Annotated in this window: 18 protein-coding genes and 1 pseudogene; 8 read left to right on the top strand and 11 right to left on the bottom strand. The window is 62.2% G+C overall.

Going from position 1 to position 19,739, the window contains the following annotated elements; genetic code table 11:
* Nucleotides 1-31 precede the first annotated feature (31 nt).
* On the bottom strand, nt 32-1,048 hold the full coding sequence (locus AC5J09_RS03165) for an ABC transporter substrate-binding protein (RefSeq protein ID WP_494296864.1): 1,017 nt from the start codon (nt 1,046-1,048) through the stop codon (nt 32-34).
* A 273-nt stretch (nt 1,049-1,321) separates the two neighbouring features.
* Between AC5J09_RS03165 and AC5J09_RS03160 the strand changes: the two are divergent.
* Both AC5J09_RS03160 and AC5J09_RS03155 read left to right on the top strand, forming a co-directional pair.
* Nucleotides 1,322-2,570, top strand: a pseudogene (locus AC5J09_RS03160) (sensor histidine kinase).
* Nucleotides 2,567-3,289: a response regulator transcription factor gene (locus AC5J09_RS03155; protein ID WP_018096445.1), complete on the top strand. Its 723-nt coding sequence runs from the start codon at nt 2,567-2,569 to the stop codon at nt 3,287-3,289. The pseudogene AC5J09_RS03160 and the gene AC5J09_RS03155 overlap by 4 nt, the downstream one beginning before the upstream one ends.
* Before the next feature lie 189 nt (nt 3,290-3,478).
* Here AC5J09_RS03155 and AC5J09_RS03150 read toward each other — a convergent pair whose 3' ends face one another.
* The 7 genes from AC5J09_RS03150 to AC5J09_RS03120 all read right to left on the bottom strand — a co-directional run bounded on the left by AC5J09_RS03150 (nt 3,479) and on the right by AC5J09_RS03120 (nt 8,722).
* A complete protein-coding gene (locus AC5J09_RS03150) occupies nt 3,479-3,745 on the bottom strand; it encodes a hypothetical protein (protein WP_026168753.1) in 267 nt (88 codons plus the stop codon).
* Complete coding sequence (locus AC5J09_RS03145; protein ID WP_275598190.1) at nt 3,696-3,890, bottom strand: hypothetical protein; 195 nt, start codon at nt 3,888-3,890, stop codon at nt 3,696-3,698. Before AC5J09_RS03145 ends, AC5J09_RS03150 begins: the two co-directional genes overlap by 50 nt.
* Nucleotides 3,887-4,063: a hypothetical protein gene (locus tag AC5J09_RS03140; protein WP_018096438.1), complete on the bottom strand. Its 177-nt coding sequence runs from the start codon at nt 4,061-4,063 to the stop codon at nt 3,887-3,889. Before AC5J09_RS03140 ends, AC5J09_RS03145 begins: the two co-directional genes overlap by 4 nt.
* 248 nt (nt 4,064-4,311) lie before the next feature.
* Nucleotides 4,312-5,049 (bottom strand): ATP-binding cassette domain-containing protein, encoded by a 738-nt coding sequence (locus AC5J09_RS03135; protein WP_100673525.1) that lies wholly within the window; start codon nt 5,047-5,049, stop codon nt 4,312-4,314.
* Nucleotides 5,049-6,068, bottom strand: a complete 1,020-nt coding sequence (locus AC5J09_RS03130) for an ABC transporter permease (RefSeq protein ID WP_275600233.1) — start codon at nt 6,066-6,068, stop codon at nt 5,049-5,051. Before AC5J09_RS03130 ends, AC5J09_RS03135 begins: the two co-directional genes overlap by 1 nt.
* 69 nt (nt 6,069-6,137) lie before the next feature.
* Entirely contained in the window at nt 6,138-7,088 is a 951-nt protein-coding gene (locus AC5J09_RS03125; protein WP_102762095.1) for a sugar ABC transporter substrate-binding protein, read from the bottom strand.
* A 119-nt stretch (nt 7,089-7,207) separates the two neighbouring features.
* Nucleotides 7,208-8,722, bottom strand: coding sequence for an aldehyde dehydrogenase family protein (locus tag AC5J09_RS03120; RefSeq protein WP_494296863.1), 1,515 nt, complete (start codon nt 8,720-8,722; stop codon nt 7,208-7,210).
* Between the two features lie 118 nt (nt 8,723-8,840).
* Here AC5J09_RS03120 and AC5J09_RS03115 point away from each other — a divergent pair, with 118 nt between their 5' ends.
* Nucleotides 8,841-9,542: a GntR family transcriptional regulator gene (locus tag AC5J09_RS03115; RefSeq protein ID WP_180980745.1), complete on the top strand. Its 702-nt coding sequence runs from the start codon at nt 8,841-8,843 to the stop codon at nt 9,540-9,542.
* Between the two features lie 149 nt (nt 9,543-9,691).
* Here AC5J09_RS03115 and AC5J09_RS03110 read toward each other — a convergent pair whose 3' ends face one another.
* Complete coding sequence (locus AC5J09_RS03110; RefSeq protein ID WP_494296862.1) at nt 9,692-10,306, bottom strand: TetR/AcrR family transcriptional regulator; 615 nt, start codon at nt 10,304-10,306, stop codon at nt 9,692-9,694.
* 128 nt (nt 10,307-10,434) lie between these two features.
* Between AC5J09_RS03110 and AC5J09_RS03105 the strand changes: the two genes are divergently transcribed.
* The 5 genes from AC5J09_RS03105 (at nt 10,435) to AC5J09_RS03085 (ending at nt 16,041) form a co-directional block, all read left to right on the top strand.
* Nucleotides 10,435-11,901: an MFS transporter gene (locus tag AC5J09_RS03105; RefSeq protein WP_494296861.1), complete on the top strand. Its 1,467-nt coding sequence runs from the start codon at nt 10,435-10,437 to the stop codon at nt 11,899-11,901.
* Nucleotides 11,902-12,048: 147 nt separating this feature from the next.
* Nucleotides 12,049-13,041: a PQQ-dependent sugar dehydrogenase gene (locus AC5J09_RS03100; protein WP_494296860.1), complete on the top strand. Its 993-nt coding sequence runs from the start codon at nt 12,049-12,051 to the stop codon at nt 13,039-13,041.
* Nucleotides 13,042-13,187: 146 nt separating this feature from the next.
* Nucleotides 13,188-14,534: an NADP-specific glutamate dehydrogenase gene (gdhA, locus tag AC5J09_RS03095; protein WP_494296859.1), complete on the top strand. Its 1,347-nt coding sequence runs from the start codon at nt 13,188-13,190 to the stop codon at nt 14,532-14,534.
* A gap of 316 nt (nt 14,535-14,850) precedes the next feature.
* The gene (gene rnk / locus AC5J09_RS03090; protein ID WP_100673516.1) at nt 14,851-15,273 is read left to right on the top strand and encodes a nucleoside diphosphate kinase regulator; all 423 of its coding nucleotides are present in this window, start codon (nt 14,851-14,853) and stop codon (nt 15,271-15,273) included.
* 297 nt (nt 15,274-15,570) lie between these two features.
* Entirely contained in the window at nt 15,571-16,041 is a 471-nt protein-coding gene (locus tag AC5J09_RS03085; protein WP_275598197.1) for a transcription elongation factor GreAB, read from the top strand.
* Between the two features lie 52 nt (nt 16,042-16,093).
* Here the strand turns inward: AC5J09_RS03085 and otsA are convergent, their stop codons facing one another.
* Nucleotides 16,094-17,485 (bottom strand): alpha,alpha-trehalose-phosphate synthase (UDP-forming), encoded by a 1,392-nt coding sequence (gene otsA / locus AC5J09_RS03080; RefSeq protein ID WP_100673514.1) that lies wholly within the window; start codon nt 17,483-17,485, stop codon nt 16,094-16,096.
* A 475-nt stretch (nt 17,486-17,960) separates the two neighbouring features.
* Entirely contained in the window at nt 17,961-19,739 is a 1,779-nt protein-coding gene (locus AC5J09_RS03075) for an IlvD/Edd family dehydratase (RefSeq protein ID WP_338279824.1), read from the bottom strand.

Genomic DNA, 19,739 nt, shown 5'->3' with positions numbered 1-19,739 from the left:
ATCTACGGCCGCGCGGCAGCCCCCGGGAGATTTACTTTGCCGACTCGATGACCTTGATCGCGTCTTCCTGCGTGTACTCCACATTGGCGACGCCACCGGCCTGGGTATTGTCGAGGTTCGCTTCGAGATTGTCCTGATCTATGCGCAGGAAGGGAACGACTAGGTCCTTCTTGACCTCCTTGCCGTCTAGGATTTGCTGGGCGACCCAGAAGGCAAGGGTGGAGACGCCGGGCGCGATCGAGACCGACATGGTTTCATAGCCGTTCGCATCCTTCTGCTCCTTCCACCACTTCAGTTCATCCTCGCGATTGCCCATCACGATGATCGGCATCTTCCGGTCGGTCGCGGCGATCGCCTGCGCGGCACCGTACCCATCTCCGCCCTGCGTCACCACGCCGGCAATTTCAGGCAGGCTCGGCAGGATGCCGGCAACGGCCTTCTGCGCAACGTCCTGCGCCCAGTCTCCGTGCACGGAGCCGGCGATCTTGAACTGTGGGAACTGCTTGACGCCCTCATGGATGCCGGCCGAGATCTCGTCGTCGACGAATACGCCGGCAAGGCCGCGGATCTCGAGCAGATTGCCGCCGTCCGGAAGTTTGTTCGAAAGATACTCGACCTGACTGCGGCCCATTTCCTTGAAATCGACGGCGATGCGCCAGGCGCAGGGTTCCGTCACGATGCCGTCGAAGGAGACGACGGTAATGCCGGCATCGCAGGCCTCCTTGACCGCGCCGTTCAGCGCCGTCGGTGAGGCGGCGTTCAGCACAATCGCGTCGTAGCCCTGCAGGATCATGTTCTGGATTTGCGCGGCCTGTTCCGTTGCCTGGTTCTCGGCAGTGGTGAAGGCGTCGGCCGAAGCGACGACGCCGGCCTTTACGGCTTCCCCCGTCACCTTTTCCCAGCTCGTCAGCATGGCCTGGCGCCACGAATTGCCGGCATAATTGTTCGAAAGGGCGATCTTCTTGGCCGAGGTCTCGGCAAATGCGGAAGCCGGCATCGCGGCGCAAGCGATCGCGGCGGATGCCAGAAGCATCTTACGGATGGTCATGTCTCTCTCCCTCATGATCGCCTGGCAGGCGATCGCTTCACCCGCCCGGCCAATCGGGGTCGAGTGAGATTGTTCTTGCACTGAGCTTCCTCCTCTCAGTAAGGGCAGGATGCGGGAGATCGACGGGCCTGTACAGGCGCAAGGCGGCAAGATGTTTGCGGGTTTTGCGAAACAAGCTGCGGGTTTACGCAAGACGGCGGCGCTCCCGCGGGCGCTTACTGGCGAAGCGACTGCGGCGGGTTGAGGAGCCTGCCGCTTCTGGAGGAAACCACGATGCTGCAACCTGCACCCGCAGCCATGTTCGATCATTATCTCGGAATTTCCCGGTTGCTTGCGGGCCAGCTCGACTTTCGCTCGGCCATTCGCTCGGTCGCGGCAGAGGTCGCGCACATCATCCCGCACGACCATCTCGATGTCTGCGTGCTCCTCGAGGACGGCAACTATCACACCGCCTATGAGACGGGCATCGAGACCGCCTGGGGCGACCTTGCCGGCGCACCTGTCGTCAACAGTCCGATCCGCTCCCTCCTATGGGGCGACGTGGACTTCCTGCTGGCCGACGACGCAATGATCGACCCGCGCTTCCATTTCGAAGGCGCGTTCAAGCGGCCGATCGTCGAACAGTCGCTGAGGAGCCGCCTGCATGTACCGATGAAGGTGCAGGGCGCGATCATCGCGGCGCTTTCATGTTCCTCGCAGGAAGCGGGTGTCTACACGATGGAGGACGTCGAGCGGGCCCGCATTATCGCAGACCTGCTTACACCCTATTTCTTCGCGCTGCGGGCGGCCGAGCAAGCGCAACGGTCGGCGATCGTGGAAGCGGAAGCCCGCGCTCGCGAGGAGGGCCTGCGGCTGGGTGCGTTGAAACTCACCGAAGCATTGGAGCAGGAGCGCCAGCGCATCGGCATGGACCTGCACGACCAGACGCTCGCCGACCTGACGCGTCTCGCCCGCAGGATCGATCGGCTGTCGCGCAACGGCGAGGTGGCGCCGGAGGCACTGGAGCCCGTCTCCCGCTCCCTGCAGCATTGCATGCAGGATCTGCGGCAGATCATCGAGCAGGCAAAGCCCTCCGTTCTCCAGCTCTTCGGACTTAGCCAGGCGATCGAGCACCACCTGGACCGCTCGAACTCGGGACGCGGGCTCGATCATCGAATGGGGCCTGGCCGACGAGACGAATGGTGCGCTGGAACGGCTGGAGCCGACCGTCATCGTCGCGCTGTTCCGCATCGCTCAGGAGGCGATCAACAATGCGGTGCGCCACGCTGCTCCGCTTGCCGTCAAGGTGCGGCTCGACGCCGACGACGACCGGTTGTCGATCGAAATTGCGGACGACGGAACCGGACTTGCCAAAACGCGGGGACGGATCGGCGAGGGAATCGACAACATGAAGACCCGGGCGCGACTGATTTCCGCGCGTTTCACGATCGGTCCGGGCCACAATAATCGCGGCACCGTGGTCCGCGTGGTGCTGCCGCTCACGCCGCACGACGCGGGCTCAATCGAGGAGAGGGCGGAATGAAGGTTCTGATCGTCGAGGACGACCCGCTGCATCGCTCCTACCTGCATGAGGCGGTCAACGCAGCCCTGCCGGAATGCGACACTGTGATCGAGGCGGAAAATGGAACTGTCGGCGAGAAGCTCGCTCGCGATCACAAGTCGGCGCATATCGTCATGGATCTGCAGATGGCGAGCCGCAACGGCATCGAGGCGGCGCGCACGATCTGGAAGGAGCGGCCGGAGACCCGCATCCTTTTCTGGTCGAACTATTCGGACGAGGCGTATGTACGCGGTGTCTCGCGCATCGTTCCGGATGGAGCTGCCTATGGCTACGTCCTGAAATCCGCGTCCGACGAACGGCTGAAGCTTGCACTGCGCTCGATCTTCGTCGAGAGCCAATGCGTCATCGACCGGGAGGTGCGGGGTCTTCAGCAGAAAAGCCTTGGCCAGACGAACGGCTTCACCGATTCCGAATACGAGATCCTCGTCGATATCGCACTCGGGCTTACCGACAGGGCCATTGCCAGGCGCCGCGGCCTGTCGCTGCGCAGCGTACAGAATCGCCTGCAGCAGCTTTACGACAAGCTCGACGTCTACCAGGCCGCGAGCGACGACAATGACGACGGCCGCTTCAATCTGCGTGCCCGCGCCATCACGATCGCCTTCCTGCGCAAACTCCTGAACTACAGCGCGCTGGAGCGGGCGGAAGCGGAACTGCAGGAGTGGTTGGACGGAAAATAGACTCGACAGGCAATGCGGAAGCTTCGACGATCGCAGCAGTTGAGATCGGGATCCGTCATCATACCGCGATTTTGTCTCCCTGGAGGAAAATCACAATTCAGACCCCGCCGACCCTGGAGGAAGCGAAAGCGGGCTCGTGCCGGCGATCTTTCGCAGCGCGGCTTTCTAGATGATTGTGATGCTGCCGCCTCAGTGCCGCCCGAGGCCGGAGAATTTTTGGCGCTCGCGAATGTAAGCGATGGCGGCCGCTTCGAGGCTCGTGCATTCCTCTTCGGATTTGAGCAGGGCGGCGTCGTCTTTTGATGCCGCACATCGCAGGACGTCGCGGCGCAGGCAGGCGTGCTCGTAAACTTCGCACAGCTTCAAGAAAGTGAGGTCGTGAATCATCCAGGCACTGTCGCGCACATCAGGTACCGCCAACAGCAGTCGAGCCATTCCAGCCTTCTGTACGTCCATTGTTGCGCCCTGTTCCATCAACGAGGTTAATGCGCAATGGCTGCTGCTGAAAAATGGTTCCATAAGTGCGTCGAAGCGGCGGTTTCTCGATCATTGCGGGCAGAACAACCAGAGCCGCATAAGCCTCGGCGGCAATGACGGTCATTCCGAGGTTGCTTCAGGCCTATCGCCGGGTTCGATCAATGTTGAATTCTGCTCGATCGGCATTGCAGCCAAGGTCCTGATGTCCTCGGCCAGCGCGGCGAGCTGTGCCGCAATTTCCAAGAGGTCGGAAGCAGAATTTTCCTCGTCATTGTGTTTCATATCGCGGTCGTCCATGTCCCAATTCCCAGGCAACGGGTGGTTGCACCGCCTCGCGAGGCAGGGTCCGCCGTGGAAATCACAGGACCTCAGTCTAGCAGGGCACCAAACCGAGTGCGGAATCTAGCATGTCGTCCGTTTACGACGATGGGACATTGGTCCGAGACCAAAGCGCCAAAGGTCCTACGCCCAAACCGGCTATTAGGACGGATGGGGAATGGCATTTGACCTTCACGGCATCTGCTCTTGCTTTCCAGCAATCGGCATCAGGTGAGCACGACATATTCGGTCAGCTGGCTGATCGTCGTATCGGCCTTCTGCACGTCGAAGACCTTCGTGCCATGGCTCATGATCACGAACCTGTCGCAGACCTGATAGGCGTGGTAGAGATTGTGGGTCACCAGCACGCTCGAGACATTCTCCGCCTTGAGCTTCAGCACCTGGTTCAACAGCGCTTCCGTCTCGCGTACGGAGAGCGCCGAGGTCGGCTCGTCGAGGAGCAGCACGCGCTTCTTGAAATAGACGGCGCGGGCGATTGCGACCGCCTGTTTCTGCCCGCCGGAGAGGTTGCCGACGAGCGTATCCGGGGAATCGATGCCGGAGATGTGCACGGCGTTTTGCAAGACTTCCATGGCGATGTCGCGCATCTCGCGCTGCCTGAGGAAGCCGAAGCGGTCGGTCAGCTCACGGCCCATGAAGATATTGCGGGTAATCGAGAGTGAATCGACCAGCGCGGTGTGCTGATAGATCGTTTCGATGCCGGCATCGGCGGAATCCGAGCGGCAGGAAAAGGTCGTCTTCTTGCCGTCGACGCTGAGATAGCCGTCCGTCGGCTTGTGGATGCCGGAGATGAGATTGACGGTCGTCGACTTGCCGGCGCCGTTGTCACCCAAAAGGCCGACGACTTCCCCCTCGCCGATATGGAAGCTCAGATTGCGAAGCGCGGTCAGCGCACCGAAGCACTTCGAAATGTTGTGCAGTTCGAGAAGATTGGGGGTCGACATCACGCAAGACCTCGCCGCTCGATGAGATGGTTGAAGATTGCAGCCAGCACGATCAGCGTGGCTATGAACATGTCGAGGTAGAAGCCCGGTGCCCGCAGGAGAAGCAGGACGTCGGTGATCGTGTGGATGAGCAGCACGCCGAGAAAGATTCCGACGATCGATCCGCGCCCTCCGCGCAGCGACAGGCCGCCGATGACGCAGGCGGCGATGGCCTGGAGTTCCAGACCCGCACCCTGCCCCGGCTGCACGCTGCCGACGCGGGCTGTCGCAAGAATGCCCGCCACCGCAGCCATGCCGCCCGCAATCGCAAAGGCAACCAGTTTGACGCGGCTGGTGTTGATGCCGATCGCCTCGGCCGCAGCGCGATTGCCACCGGTCGCGAAAACGTGGTTGCCGAAGCGGTGGCGGTGTAGCAGCAGGTGAAAGCCTATGACGAAGAGGACGATCCAGATGAAGGCGGCGTTGACGCCGAACAGGGTGCCGGAAAAGAGGCTGGTGAAGACCGGTTCCGGATCGAAACGCACCTGGACGGCACCGTTGTAGAGCAGCACCGCGCCGCGCCAGAAGAGGAGCCCGCCGAGTGTGACGATGAAGGATGGCAGGCCGAAGCGCAGGGTGATATGGCCGTTGAGGGAACCGATCAGCACGCCCGTCAGAATACCGATAGGTGCGGCGACGAAGGCGCTCAGCCCCGCATTGACGAGCGAGGCCATCAGCACGGCCGTGAATGTGTAGACGGAGCCGATGGAAAGGTCGAATTCACCGGCGATCATCAATACGCCGGCTCCGAGCGCGAGGCATCCAAGCACGGGGATCGCCTTCATCAGGATCGTCAGGTTCTGCGGTGAGAGGTAGCGGAACTCGTCCGGATAGAGGAGCGCGCCGGCGATGCAGACGATCTGCAGGGTCATGAAGACGAGAAAGATCGCTCCCGCCGGCATGCCCATGATCTGCTTGAGGATGGATTGTCTCTGGGTCCGCGAGCGTGGCGCGGCACTTTCGGCTAGGACAGGAGTCACGGTCTGGCACCCGATCGTTGGGGAAGGGGGAACCGGCCGGCCGCGCCGGCGGGCTCCCTCGGAACGCGGTTAGCGGTAGCTGCCGATCAGCGGCTTGACCGAACCGATGCGCGACTTGTCTAGGAAGGCGCCCTGGCCCGTGTCGATGTCGGTCGGTGTCAGCCCGTATTTTTTGGCAAGCGCGATCTGGGCGATCGGATAGTAGCCCTGCAGATAGGGCTGCTGGTCCATGGTCGCGTACATTGCGCCGGATTCCACCGCATTTACGATCTCGACCGCAAGGTCGAAACCGCCGAAGGGAATGTCTACGCCGGCGTCCTTGATGGCGCCCGCGCCGACGGTCGAGGTGACCGAGCCGGTGCCGAACAGCGCCTTCACATTCGGGTTGGCGATGAGGAATTGCGCAATGATGTTCTGCGCTTCGGCGGGGTCGAGACCGGCTCGAACCGTCTCCACCTTGATGCCGTTTTCGGTCATCGCCTTCTCGATGCCGCCGCCACGGGCGACTGCAAAGCTAGCTTCCGGAATTTCGCGCGGGTTGAAGACGACGTCGCCGGACTTGAGGCCGAATTCCTTGATCATCCGGTTGCCGAGCTCATAGCCGGAGGCAAGCTCGTTCATGCCGACATAGGCCTGGCGACAGTTGCCCTTGGCGCCGTCGAGATCATCGTTGTTGAAGCCGATGACGATGATACCGGCCTTGACTGCCGCGCAGATGCTCTCGTCGAAAGCATCCGAACTGGAGATCGCGACGGCGATGCCATCGACGCCGCTGGCCGTCGCGCTTTCGATCAGGTCGTTCTGGCGCACCGGATCGTTGTTGGCATACTGCACGTCCAGGTCGACGCCGAATTGGGCGGCGGCGTCTTGCGCTCCCTTCACCACCGGATTAAAGAACTGCACACTCGGATCGAGATAGATGATCATCGTTGCCTTGACGTCTGCGGCGAGCGCGCTCGACGTCAACAAGGTGGCAAGGCCCGCAGCCAGCGCCGCGGTTCTGAGCCTGGTCAGTTTCATTGCGTGTCCTCCCTTTGGATGTGCATTGCGGGTCGCAAGACCCAAGTCTCGGCTGGCGGGCTCCGACCAAAGATCACGCCAGCCGAGATATTCCTCCTCCCGACCCCGACTGCGGCCGATTATGTGAACCAGGGCGCGGGGCGCCCGAGCGTCACGTGGACGCCTTTGAACTGGGAATATTCGTCAAAGCCGTAGCGGCCGAGCTCGCGGCCCAGGCCGCTCTTCTTGTAACCGCCGATCGGCAGCTCCGGCGTGCCGTCGATCACGCTGTTGATCCAGCATCGGCCGGCGCGGATGCGGCGGATGCTCTGCAGCGCGGTTTCGAGATTGGTCGACCAGACGCTGGCCGAAAGACCGAATTCGGTGGCGTTCGCCAGCGCTACGGCTTCGTCCGCGGTCTTGAAGGTCAGCGTTGAAAGCACGGGACCAAAGATCTCCTCGCGTGCGATCGACATGTCGGGCGTGACGCCGGCAAAGACCGTCGGTGCGTAGTAAAGGCCGGCCTCCCTGCCGGTCCTTTCGCCGCCGAGCAGCAGTTCCGCGCCAGATGCGATGCCGGCCGTCACATAGGAATGCACCTTTTCGGCATGCGTCTCCGAGATCATTGCGCCGATCCTGGTGCGTTCGTTCAGCGGATCGCCGAAAGTCACCTTGCGCGAGATGTCGAGCAGGCGCTCCATCAGCGCATCGCGGATGCCCTCCTGCACCAGAAGCCGGCTGCCGGAAATGCAGCACTGGCCGGCATTGTGGTAGACGCCATAGGCGACGCCGTCTGCCGCCGCGTCGAGATCCGCATCGGCGAAGACGATCTGCGGGCCCTTGCCGCCAAGCTCCAGCCCCACGCGCTTGACGCTGCGCGCCGCGATCTCGCCGAGCTTCGTGCCGACGCGGACAGAGCCGGTAAAGGCGACCATGTCGACGCTCGGGTCTTCGGCCAGCACCTGGCCGGCGGGGTCGCCATAACCGGTGACGACGTTGAACACGCCATCGGGAATGCCGGCTTCGCGCGCCAGCTCCGCCATACGGATCGACGTGCCCGAAGTGAACTCGGAGGGCTTCAGCACGACCGTGCAGCCGCTGCCGATCGCCCATGGCACGCGTTCCGATGCGATGATGAAGGGGAAGTTCCAAGGCGTGATGATGCCGACGACCCCGACCGGCTCGCGCAGGACAAGGCCCAAACGATCGTCGCCGATATTGTTGTGGGTCTGTCCTTCCAGCGCTCGGGCCTGGCCGGCGGCATAGGACCAGAGATCTGCGCAGAAACCGATTTCGCCGCGCGCCTGCGCGATCGGCTTGCCGACCTCGAGGCTCTCGATCAGAGCCAGCTCCTCCTGTCTCTCGAGGATGAGGTCGGCGACCTTGAACATCAGGCGCGACCGCTCTGCGCCCGACATGCGCGGCCACGGGCCGGTATCGAAAGCCTTCCGGGCGGCCGCGACGGCCTTGCGCACGTCGTCGGCCGAGGCCTCCGGCCATGTGCCGACCGTGACGCCGGCGTGGCCGGGGCTCACCCGATCGATCGTCCTGCCAGAAGCGGCATCGACCGACTTGCCATCGACAAGCATCTGGTAGCGGGATTTAATACGCAGGCGGGGATCAGTGGAATCGGGTGCGATGAAATTGGACAGCAATAGCGTTCTCAGGCCGGCCCGCGCGGCGCCAGCCCCTCCCTGTTCATCCGGTTTGCCGGATTTCTGTTGCGCCTGAATTGTATGGTACTGTATGGTGGTTCAAATTGGATGTCAACGGATGACGGCGGCGAAAGACATGAACCTCGAATCCCTGAAGATCGACACCGGCGAAACCGCCGCGGCCCAGGTCGAGCGGGACTTGCGCGAATCCATCATCCGGCTGGAGCTCGCCCCCGGAATGCGGCTCTCCGAACAGGAAATCGCCACACGCATGGGCGTGTCGCGTCAGCCCGTGCGCGAGGCGCTCATCGCGCTGGGCAAATCCAAACTGGTGGATATCCGGCCCAACAGGGGCACCGTCGTCGTGCGGATTTCAGCCAGACAAATGATGGAATCCCGCTTCGTGCGCGAGGCGATCGAAGTCGCGGTGGCGCGCCGGGCCAGCGAGACATTCGATAGCTGGACGCGGCGCAAGATCGACACGATCCTCGCTCGGCAAAAGGCGGCGAATGAGGCGAATGACCACAATGCTTTCCGCCGGGAGGACGAGCAGTTCCATATTGCGATCGCCGAGGGTGCAGGCTGCGGCCTCGCCTGGAACGCCATCTCCGACATCAAGGCACACATGGATCGGGTCTGCAACCTCCAGCTGCGCCATCCGGACTCGATGAAGAAACTGATTGCCGAACACGAGGCGATCATTACCGCCATCGACGCGCGGGATGCCGACGCGGCTGCGGCCGCCATGCGCAGCCATCTCAACGGTATCCTGGCCGACCTGCCGCAGATCGAGGCGGACAATCCAGATCTGTTCGAGTGACCGTTTTCCGGCGTCTTCCTTTGATCGTAGCCGACAAAAACATGCAGCAGATCAAAGTGCTACAGCGACTTTTGCCCGTGCGATAAGACGCGCGATGCTGTTGCCGATGCGGTCCCGCGTTCCCGGCCGCGCCTTGATATCCCACGTGATCAACGATGACTTCTTTCGATCATCGCGACAATAGTCGCGAAAAGCTCCTCCTGCGCCTGCGCCGCGGTGATCTCCCCCGTAGAGGCGGCATCCGACAGGGCGTTAGCAGCGCCGAGCATAGCCCAGAACCCCGCCGGTCCGATGCCTCGCCGCCCCACGAAAGCCGCCAGTACCCTTCGGCACTTCTCGATGAAAGCCAGTTGATAGTCTCGCTTTACTGCCTCCAACTCGGGGGAGCCCGCAAGAGCTGCGAGCACGTCGGGCATTTCCCGGCCCTGCGCGAGCACACAGTCGACGTATGAGGTTGCGATGACCTTGGCTCGATCTTCGAGGGTCGGGCCGCTCCCGTCGAGTGCGGCGTCGATCATCTCCGTCTGCCGGGCGTCAAAATCCCGATAGAGCGCTATCAGCAGGCCATTGCGCGTGCCGAAATGATCATAGACCACCGGCTTGGCGACAGCAGCTCCTTGCGAAAGCCTTGGGAGCGTCAGGGCATCCGAACCTTCTTCGCGCACAAGCTGCCACGCCACGTCGAGAAGCTGGCGCCGTCGCTGCTCGCGACTGAGACGGACACGCTTGGCGGGAGGCTGCATTTTCTTAGGCCTGCTTGACATCGCTATATACCAAAAGTAACTTACCTGAAGTATATAGTAACTGCCCTTCAATCGCAACCATCCACCGGCCTCGCGCCGGCGGCCGACTCCGCATGCCTTCGCATGCGGTTCCCAGAGGATTTGTGCCCATGACCGATACTTCACTTCCACGCTCCGCCGATCGAACCGCATGGCTGGGCCTCATCGCCATTTTACCCCTGGTCCTGCTTGTGGCCATGGACGGCTCGATCCTCTATCTCGCCATGCCGCATGTCACTTCGGCCCTCCAGCCGACCGCTGATCAGGCGCTCTGGATCCTGGACATCTACGGCTTCGTGGTCGGATCGCTGCTGATCGTTTTCGGGAATATCGGCGACCGCTACGGCCGGCTGAAACTCATCATGACCGGCGCGGCGGTCTTCGGTGCAGGGTCGCTCGGCGCGGCCTATTCGCAAACGCCAGAGCTGCTGATCGCCTCGCGTGCCCTGATGGGGCTGGGTGGCGCAACACTCCTGCCGTCCGGCTTGGCCATCGTCAGCGCCTTGTTCCCCGATCCGCGACTGCGCGCTCAGGCTATCGGCATCTTTGCGGCCACTTTCGCAGCCGGCTTTGCGATCGGCCCGCTCATTGGCGGCATGCTGCTGCGGCAGTTCGCGTGGGGCGCCGTGTTTCTCATCAATGTCCCCGTTGTCATCGGCTTCATGATCGGCGCGCCCATCCTGTTGCGCGAGGTGCGCTCGACCGTCGGCGGCAGCATCGACCTGGCGAGCCTCGTCCTGTCCTTCGCCGGCATCTTGCTGTTCACCTATTCGCTCAAGCATGCGGCCGCCTATGGCTTCACTCCGACACAAATCCTTGCCGGAGCCGCCGGCATAATGGCGCTGGCGCTATTCGTTCTCAGACAGACGAGACTTGAATACCCGCTGCTCGACCTCGGTCTCTTCCGCGACCGCATCTTCTCTATCGCCATTCTGACGGGCCTTCTGTCGCTGGTCGTGTGGTCTGCTGCCGGGTATCTGTCGGGCGTCTACCTGCAATCGGTGCTGGGCATCGATGTGTTCGCCGCCGCGCTGTTGACCCTGCCGGGCGCGATCGTGCTGACGGCGACCTGCGTGGGCACCGCCCGCATCGTCGAACGGATCGGCCGGAAGACCGCACTTGTGGCAACGCATCTGCTGATCAGCGCCGGCGCTTTCCTGCTGCTTTTCACGACGACCGAGGCAGGCATTGCGGTCTTCGTCGCCTCCACCATGGTCGCCGGCGTCGGATATGGATTGTCCTTCAGCCTTGTGGCCGACATCGCGGTTTCGGCGGTTCCTGCGAGCCGGGCGGGTGCGGCGGGTTCGATTGCGGAGACCAGCAACGAACTGGGCAACGCGCTGGGTATTTCTCTGCTTGGATCTTTGGCGACACTGAACTTCCGGCTATTCGGCCCCGGTGTAGCGGGGACGCTCGATGAAACGCTCGATCAGCCCGGACTTGCATATCAAAGCCTGATTCAGGCTCAGGAAGCGTTCCTCACCGGCATGCATGTCGCGATCGGCACGGGCGGTCTCCTGACGCTCGCAGTCGGGGTCTTGGCATGGGTCTGGCTGCCGAGCAGGTTGCCGGAATGATGTTCCGTCGCGGCGTATGACGGTCCTGTGCGCCCGACGAAGGAAAGAGGAGATCACTTCGCCGTGAGGCTCGGACTTCGGCTTGAAACGGGACTGCGCCGCTCCAATTCCGTTCCAGCACGATTCGCGTGCATTCGGAGGGTGGCGATGGGCCTCTCATTCCCGAAAGCCGGTTTGGTCGCGCTCGTCTCAGCCGTGGCACTCGCCTGCGGCCTGCCCCTCGGTACGGCGCGGGCGGAACTGCTCGCGCGCGTACCGACCGCACGCGAGATGGCGGTGTGCGGCGACGTATTGTTCGTCGGAACCAAGGGCTCCTCGGTCTATGCCGTGTCATTTTCCGGGGGCGGCGCCCGCAGGGTCGCCTCCGGATTTTCCAATGCGAACGGCGTTGCCTGCTCACGCGGCCGGCTGTTCGTCGCTTCGGGAAACAGCATAACGGCTTTCGAGATCGGCCGCGGCGGCACTTTGAGCGGCAGACGCGTTATTCGGCGCGACCTGCCGGATTCGGGCGCCCACGGCTATCGTTATGTCGCCGTCGGCCCGGATTCCCGCCTCTATGTCTCGCTCGGATCACCCTGCAACATTTGCATTCCCCGCGGGCTGCAAGGTACGATCGTCAGCATGAACCAGGACGGGTCCGACCTTCGCAGAGTGGCCTGGGGTGTGCGCAACTCTGTCGGCTTCGACTGGCGCGGCGGCACAATGTTCTTTACCGACAATGGTGCCGACAGAATGGGTGACGATATCCCGCCCGATGAGCTGAACGCTTTGCGGCCGGGCGGCTTTTACGGCTTCCCCTATTTCGGAGGCGAGGTGCCGCTCACAGGGTTCGAGGACGCGTCGCCGCCCGCGCGCCAGATTCCACCTGTCTTCAACTTTCAGGCGCATGTCGCAGCGCTCGGGATTCACTTCTTCCGCAGCCTGGGCGGCGATGCTCTGGTGGCCCAGCACGGCAGTTGGAACAGGTCGGTACCGGTCGGCTATCAGGTCGTGCGGGTCCGCTTCCGCGGCGGCCGCCCGGTCTCGGCGACCGCCTTCCTCAGAAACGTCGGTCGTCCGGTCGACGTCAAGGAAGCGCCGGACGGGTCCATCCTCGTATCCGACGACGCCGGCGGCGCGATTCACATCTTCAGGCGATGACGCCCCCACGCAAAGGAATTCGGGAGGTCTGAAGCGCCTTTCGCCTACTGGTGGTTGAACAGCCGAAAATTGCTTATTCCCTAAATCACATCGTTCGGATATTGCGCCTGTGCCGATTGAGGTAAGACGGCGTTAGGAGAATTATTGTGAATGTCGACGAAAAACTGGAACCCATTCTAACCGAAGTCCTGAGGCGTAACGGAGGTGAACACGAGTTTCACCAGGCCGTGCGCGAGGTCCTGGAGAGCCTCGGGCGCGTGATAGCCAAACATCCCCGTTACGCCGAAAACGCGCTCATCGAGAGGATCTGCGAACCGGAGCGTCAGATCATCTTCCGCGTGCCCTGGGTGGACGACAAGGGCCAAGTCCAGATCAACCGGGGGTTCCGGGTTCAGTTCAACTCCGCACTCGGGCCGTACAAGGGCGGGATCCGGTTTCATCCTTCGGTGAATGTCGGAATCATCAAGTTCCTCGGCTTCGAGCAGACCTTCAAGAACGCACTGACCGGGATGCCGATCGGCGGGGGCAAAGGCGGCTCCGACTTCAATCCCAGGGGCCGTTCGGACGGCGAGATCATGCGCTTCTGCCAATCGTTCATGACGGAGCTTCACAGGCATCTCGGCGAATACACGGACGTTCCTGCGGGTGACATCGGTGTCGGGGGCCGGGAGATCGGCTACATGTTCGGTCAGTATAAGCGGCTTACCAACCGCTACGAGGCCGGTGTCCTCACGGGCAAGGCATTGTTCTACGGCGGTTCGCGCGCCCGGAAAGAAGCGACGGGCTACGGAGCCACCTATTTCGTCCAGCGCATGCTTGGAACCAGGGGCCTGGACTTCGACGGCAAACGGGTGACCGTCTCCGGATCCGGCAACGTAGCGATCTACACCATGGAGAAGGTGGTCGAGTTCGGAGGGAAGATCGTGGCGTGCTCCGATTCGAACGGATACGTTGTGGACGAGGACGGCATCGACCTTGAACTGGTTAAGGAGATCAAGGAAGTGCGTCGCGAGCGGATCTCGGAATATGCGCGACTGAAAGGCGCCGGGGCTCACTATATCAAAGCGGGCTCGATCTGGGATGCGCCCTGTGATGTGGCGATGCCTTCCGCGACTCAGAACGAGCTTACCGGGAAGGACGCAAGGGTATTGGTCAAGAACGGTGTTCTTGCCGTGGGGGAGGGCGCCAATATGCCTTCCACGCCGGAGGCCGTCCGCATCTTCCAGGAGGCGGGTGTGCTGTTCGCCCCGGGCAAGGCCGCGAATGCAGGGGGAGTTGCCACCTCCGCTCTCGAGATGCAGCAGAACGCCTCACGCGACAGCTGGACGTTCGAGCAGACCGAGGCGCGTCTTGCAACCATCATGCAGGCGATCCACGATCGTTGCGCCGAGACCGCAGAGGAATATGGAGCTCCGGGAGACTATGTCCTCGGAGCAAACATAGCTGGCTTTGCCAGGGTGGCCGAGGCAATGGATGCCCTCGGCGTGATCTGAGGCGCAGGGGCGATAATGCCGCTCCGGCTGCGTGCCGCGGGTGCTTGCGCACTTGCGTCACCCGGCCGGGCGGCTTGACTTCCCTGATACCGCGGGCGATCATCCGGCCATGCTGACGAACCGCGACATATATCCGCCTAACGCTCTGGGGATCCGCCTGATCGCAGGATCGTAACCCGGATCCGGCCTCGTCGCCCGCCGGATCCTGGGTGAACGCGGTCAGCACAATTCTCGCTGACATGCGCGACAATCTTCCCGAATATTTCAACTGCATGCACGCGGAAATCCCGTGCCTGTTCCGGAGGTATCGCGAACGATGTCCAGCATCATGGTCTCCTCGAATCTGCCCCTGCCTTTCATTGGAGCGACGGACTATTCTCTTCTCAGCCGCCTGGCCTATCAAGCCTTGTCGAGGGACTTCGACATCGCCGCTGAACTGATCGAAAAGCTGGAGCGCCCTTGCGTTCTGCCAGACGACCAGGTGCCGCCCGACGTCATCAGGATAGGGTCCGTGGTCACTTGCGAGGTCGAGGGCGGAATTCGCCGGACTTTCTCTCTCGTCCATCCTGATGACGTCGATGCCGAGGAGGGGAGGATTTCCGTCCTGACGCCGGTCGGAGTGGCGCTTCTGGGTCTCCGGTCCGGACAGGCGGTCGAGTGGTTCTCTCGAGATGGGCAGAGAAACCGTCTGACGGTCGCTCGGGTCGAGGACGACGTGACGGGCGAACTCGCCCTCTGAGGCTTCCGGCGCTCAAAAGGACTCGATCGACTCCATGCACTTGCCCGGTAGCAGAAAGCGGAAACCTAGAGGAGGTTGCCTCACCGCAGGCTCGTAGCCCTGTGTCGAACCGCTCGCGGTCGGCACAGGGAGTTCCTGTCTCGTCAGCACGAGCAAAGGCCGACCGCCATGGTTGCGCCGTTCGTGCCCCCATATTTGCTCGAGAGGGCAGGTCCCACGACCCGACGGAAGCTGGAGTGATGCGCAATGTCGAGAGAAGCTTTCTGCCAACTGACTGCAGGAGACCTAAACATCCTGATGTCCATGCTGGACGAAACCGGCCACACGGAATCCTTTACGATTCTACTGCGCGAGAAGTTGAACTACGCCAGCGTGTTCTTCCGTGAAGACATACCTGAGAATATCGTCACGCTGGACACGCAGGTAGCCTACACCGTCAACGGCGTGTGCTGCGGACCACATGTTGTGGTCCGCAGCACAGCGAGTAGACCTGCCGACTCCGCTATCTCCGTTCGGACGATGCGGGGTTTGGCGCTGCTTGGGCTGGCCGTCGGCGAGAGGACCGAGATCCTCGGAGAGGACGGCTGGCCCGAAATCCTCGCGGTCGAGCGCATCGTCCTTAAACCCGAGTCGGAGGCTCGCCTGCAACAGACGAGCAACGAACCCGTGCAACTGATCGACCACGCTCCGCAAGTGGTCAATTTCCGGCCGCGGCCCAGGAAAGCGGCCATTCCACATGACGATGATCCGGGTCCCACGGCCGCATGATCTTGAGGCAGCCGGTCATGGCTGTACAGGGCCAAAGATAGAGAGCAGCGATCTAACGCGACGGATCCGGTGATGTCCTCAGATCATCGAGAAAGTCCCGGCACCAGCGCGAGACGTCGTGTTCCAGCAAGTGATCCATCATTGTCTTCCAGCGATCCTTCCGCTCTTCCAGCGGCATGCTGAGTGCGCGCGCCATAGCGTTTGCGGTCCCCTCGATGTCGTAGGGGTTGACGAGCAGGGCACCTCTCAGATCACGGGCGGCTCCGGCGAAGCGCGAAAGCACGAGCACGCCCGGATCGTCCGGATCCTGCGCGGCCACGTATTCCTTCGCAACCAGGTTCATCCCGTCTCGAAGCGGTGTCACGAGGCCGACTTTGCCAAGCCGGTAAAGCCCTGCAAGAATATTCCGGCCCACCGAGCGGTTGATATAGCGTATGGGCACCCAATCGACCGCGCCGAGCGCGCCGTTTACCCTGCCGGCCTGTTCGGCCACAGTGCGCTGCATGGCTTCGTATTCCGGCACTTCGGAGCGCGACTTCGGCGTGATCTGCAGATAGGTGACACGCCCCTGCTGGGCCGGATTGGCCAGGATGAAGCGCTCGAATGCGTCGATCCGCTGCGTGATTCCCTTCGAGTAATCCAGGCGATCGACACCGATGATCAGGCTGCGGTGCTCGATGCTTTCTCGCGCTTTCCTGACGGTCTTGTTGGTCAATGCCTTCTTGGCGAATTCGGCAAAGGCCGCAGTCTCGATGCCGATTGCATAGATGCCGCCCTTGAACACGCGGCCATAGGCGCTGAAGCGGCCTCCGCCGAGTTCATCGCCGATGCCTTCCCGCCGGAGGCAGCCGGCAAAGTTCTCAAGATCATGATCGGTCTGGAAGCCGACGACATCGTAGTGCGACAGGCCGCGCATGATCTCCTCGTGAACGGGCATCGTGAAGAGCACGTCGGCAGGCGGCCAGGGAATGTGGAGAAAGAAGCCGATCCGGTTCTTCAAGCCCATTTGGCGCAGTTCCGCGGCGAGAGGGATCAAGTGGTAGTCGTGCACCCAGATCACGTCATCGGGCCTGATGAGCGGCGCCAGCCGGTGGGCGAAGAAGCGGTTGACGCGGAAATAGCCGGCCATCTCCTTGCGGCCGTATTCGGCAAGATCAAGCCGGTAGTGACAGATTGGCCAGAGAACGCGATTGGCAAAGCCTCGGTAGTATTCTTCTACGTCGGTATCGGTCAGATCCGTGAGTGCATAGGTGATATTGCCTTGCTGCAACTGAGCAAGCGGCTGCGGCTCGTGCTCTCCGCTCGATTGTCCCGACCAGCCCATCCAGATGCCGCCATGCTCTTCAAGGGCGACTTTCAGCGCGACCGCCAGCCCGCCGGCAGGCACAATGCCGCCCTTGTCAGGAACGGGTACACGATTGGAAACAATGACGAGACGGCTCATGCCGAGTTCCTTTCATTCAAGAAAATAATATAGACTTGGCGCTCAAACGTTCAGGGAGAGAACGCGTTTCCGACGCAGACGATCCCGACGGCGGGAAAATCGCCGAGAGGATGCAACCCGCGCGTGGAGCGGCGACGGCCGCTCTGGTGTCGAAGGCGTATTCAGCGCCGATCATTCGGGGGGCATGGACGAACTGGATGAATAACGGGTTTCTCGGCGGTGCGCGATGATGTCCGCGCCGCCGCACTTTCATGCCCCACCCGGCTTCTGGCTGGGAGCTATCCGTTGAATAAAAAAAGGGCGGCCGGAGCCGCCACTTAATCATCAGGGATTTGAAACCTACGAACGCTTCCTGGAATTGCGCTAGAGCGGGATGAGGAAAAGTGTGTCGGTTTTCCTCATCCCGTGTCTCAACTTCTTGGAACCATTTGATCCAACGCACTTCCGGACGGAAAACACTTTTCCCGGAAGTGCTCTAGTGATTGTGGCGGGGCAGGTTCTTGGCGATCTGCCGGAAGTCTGCTGCACCTTCGAGCACCGCGCCGTCGGAAAGCTGGGTGACGGACTTGCGGTAGATGCGCTGCCAGGGCGTGGCATCGGCCGGTACGGCGGGAATGCCGTCCGCCTTGCGCCTTTCGATATCCTCGTCGGAAACCAGCATGTCGCAGCGACCCAGGTTGAAATCGATGCGGATCACATCACCGCTCCGCAGCCAGGCGAGACCGCCGCCGGCCGCACTCTCCGGCGAGGCGTTCAGGATGGAGGGACTGTCGGCTGTGCCGGATTGACGTCCGTCACCGATGGTAGGCAGGCTCCGGATGCCGCGTTTCAAGAGGTGATCCGGCGGCTGCATGTTCACGACTTCCGCCGACCCCGGCCAGCCGAGCGGGCCGGCGCCGCGGATCACCAGGATGGTGTTCTCGTCGATCTCGAGTTCAGGGTCGTTGATGCGCTTGTGGTAGTCCTCCGAGCCATCGAAGACCACGGCCTTGCCCTCGAAAACGCCCTCGCGGCCCGGCTCCTGAAGATAGCGCTTCCTGAAATCGTCGGAGACGACACTCATCTTCATGATGGCGAAGTCGAAGAGATTGCCCTTCAGTACCAGGAAGCCTGCCTTTTCCTTGAGGGGCTCGTCGAAGGGGCGAATAACTTCGCGATCCGTGGATTCGCGCCCTTCGAGGTTCTCGGCCATGGTTTTTCCCGTCACGGTGCGACAGCCGCCGTCGAGCTTTCCGGCCTTCAGGAGTTCCCACATGATCGCGGGTGTGCCGCCGGCGCGGTGATAGCGTTCACCGAGATAGGCACCCGCCGGCTGGATGTTGGCGAGCAGCGGGATATCGAAACCATGGACCTGCCAGTCGTCCGGATAAAGCTCGACGCCGGCATGCTTCGCCATGGCGGCAAGATGCGGCTGGGCATTGGTCGATCCGCCGATCGCCGAGTTGACGCGGATTGCATTGAGAAAGGCGTCCCGGGTCAGGATGTCGGAGGGCTTCAGGTCCTCGAAGACGAGTTCCACGGCGCGGCGTCCGGTACGATAGGCCATCTGCCCGCGCTCGCGATAGGCAGCGGGGATAGCGCCGCAACCGGTGAGCGACATGCCGAGCGCTTCGGCCATCGCGTTCATTGTCGAAGCCGTGCCCATGGTGTTGCAATGGCCGACGGAGGGAGCCGAATCGAGTGCTGCCTGCATGAACTCCTCGCGGTCAATCTCGCCTGCCGCGAGCTTGCGGCGCATGCGCCAGATCACCGTGCCGGAGCCGACGAGATCGCCTTCGTGCCAGCCGTCGAGCATGGGGCCGCCGGAGAGCACGATCGCCGGGATGTCGACCGTCGAGGCCGCCATCAGGGCGGACGGAGTGGTCTTGTCGCAGCCGGTGGTCAGCACCACGCCATCCAGCGGATAGCCGTAGAGAATTTCAACGAGGCCGAGATAGGCGAGGTTGCGATCGAGGGCGGCCGTCGGGCGCTTGCAGTTCTCGAAAATCGGATGCGTCGGGAACTCGATCGGAATCCCCCCGGCATCGCGGATGCCGTCGCGAACGCGCTTCGCCAGATCCATGTGCACCCGATTGCATGGGGTGAGATCGCTGCCGCTTTGGGCAATGCCGATGATGGGCTTGCCGCAACGCAATTCCTCCGGCGTCACACCGTAGTTCATGAAGCGCTCCAGATAGAGCGCCGTCAGATCGATATGGTCCGGATTGTCGAACCAGTCCTGTGAGCGCAGGCGGCGCTGGGGTTTGTCAGTCAT

Source organism: Sinorhizobium sp., from assembly GCF_059070375.1.
Note: the sequence above shows the minus strand (reverse complement) of the source record. Positions and strands in the feature narration are given on the sequence as shown.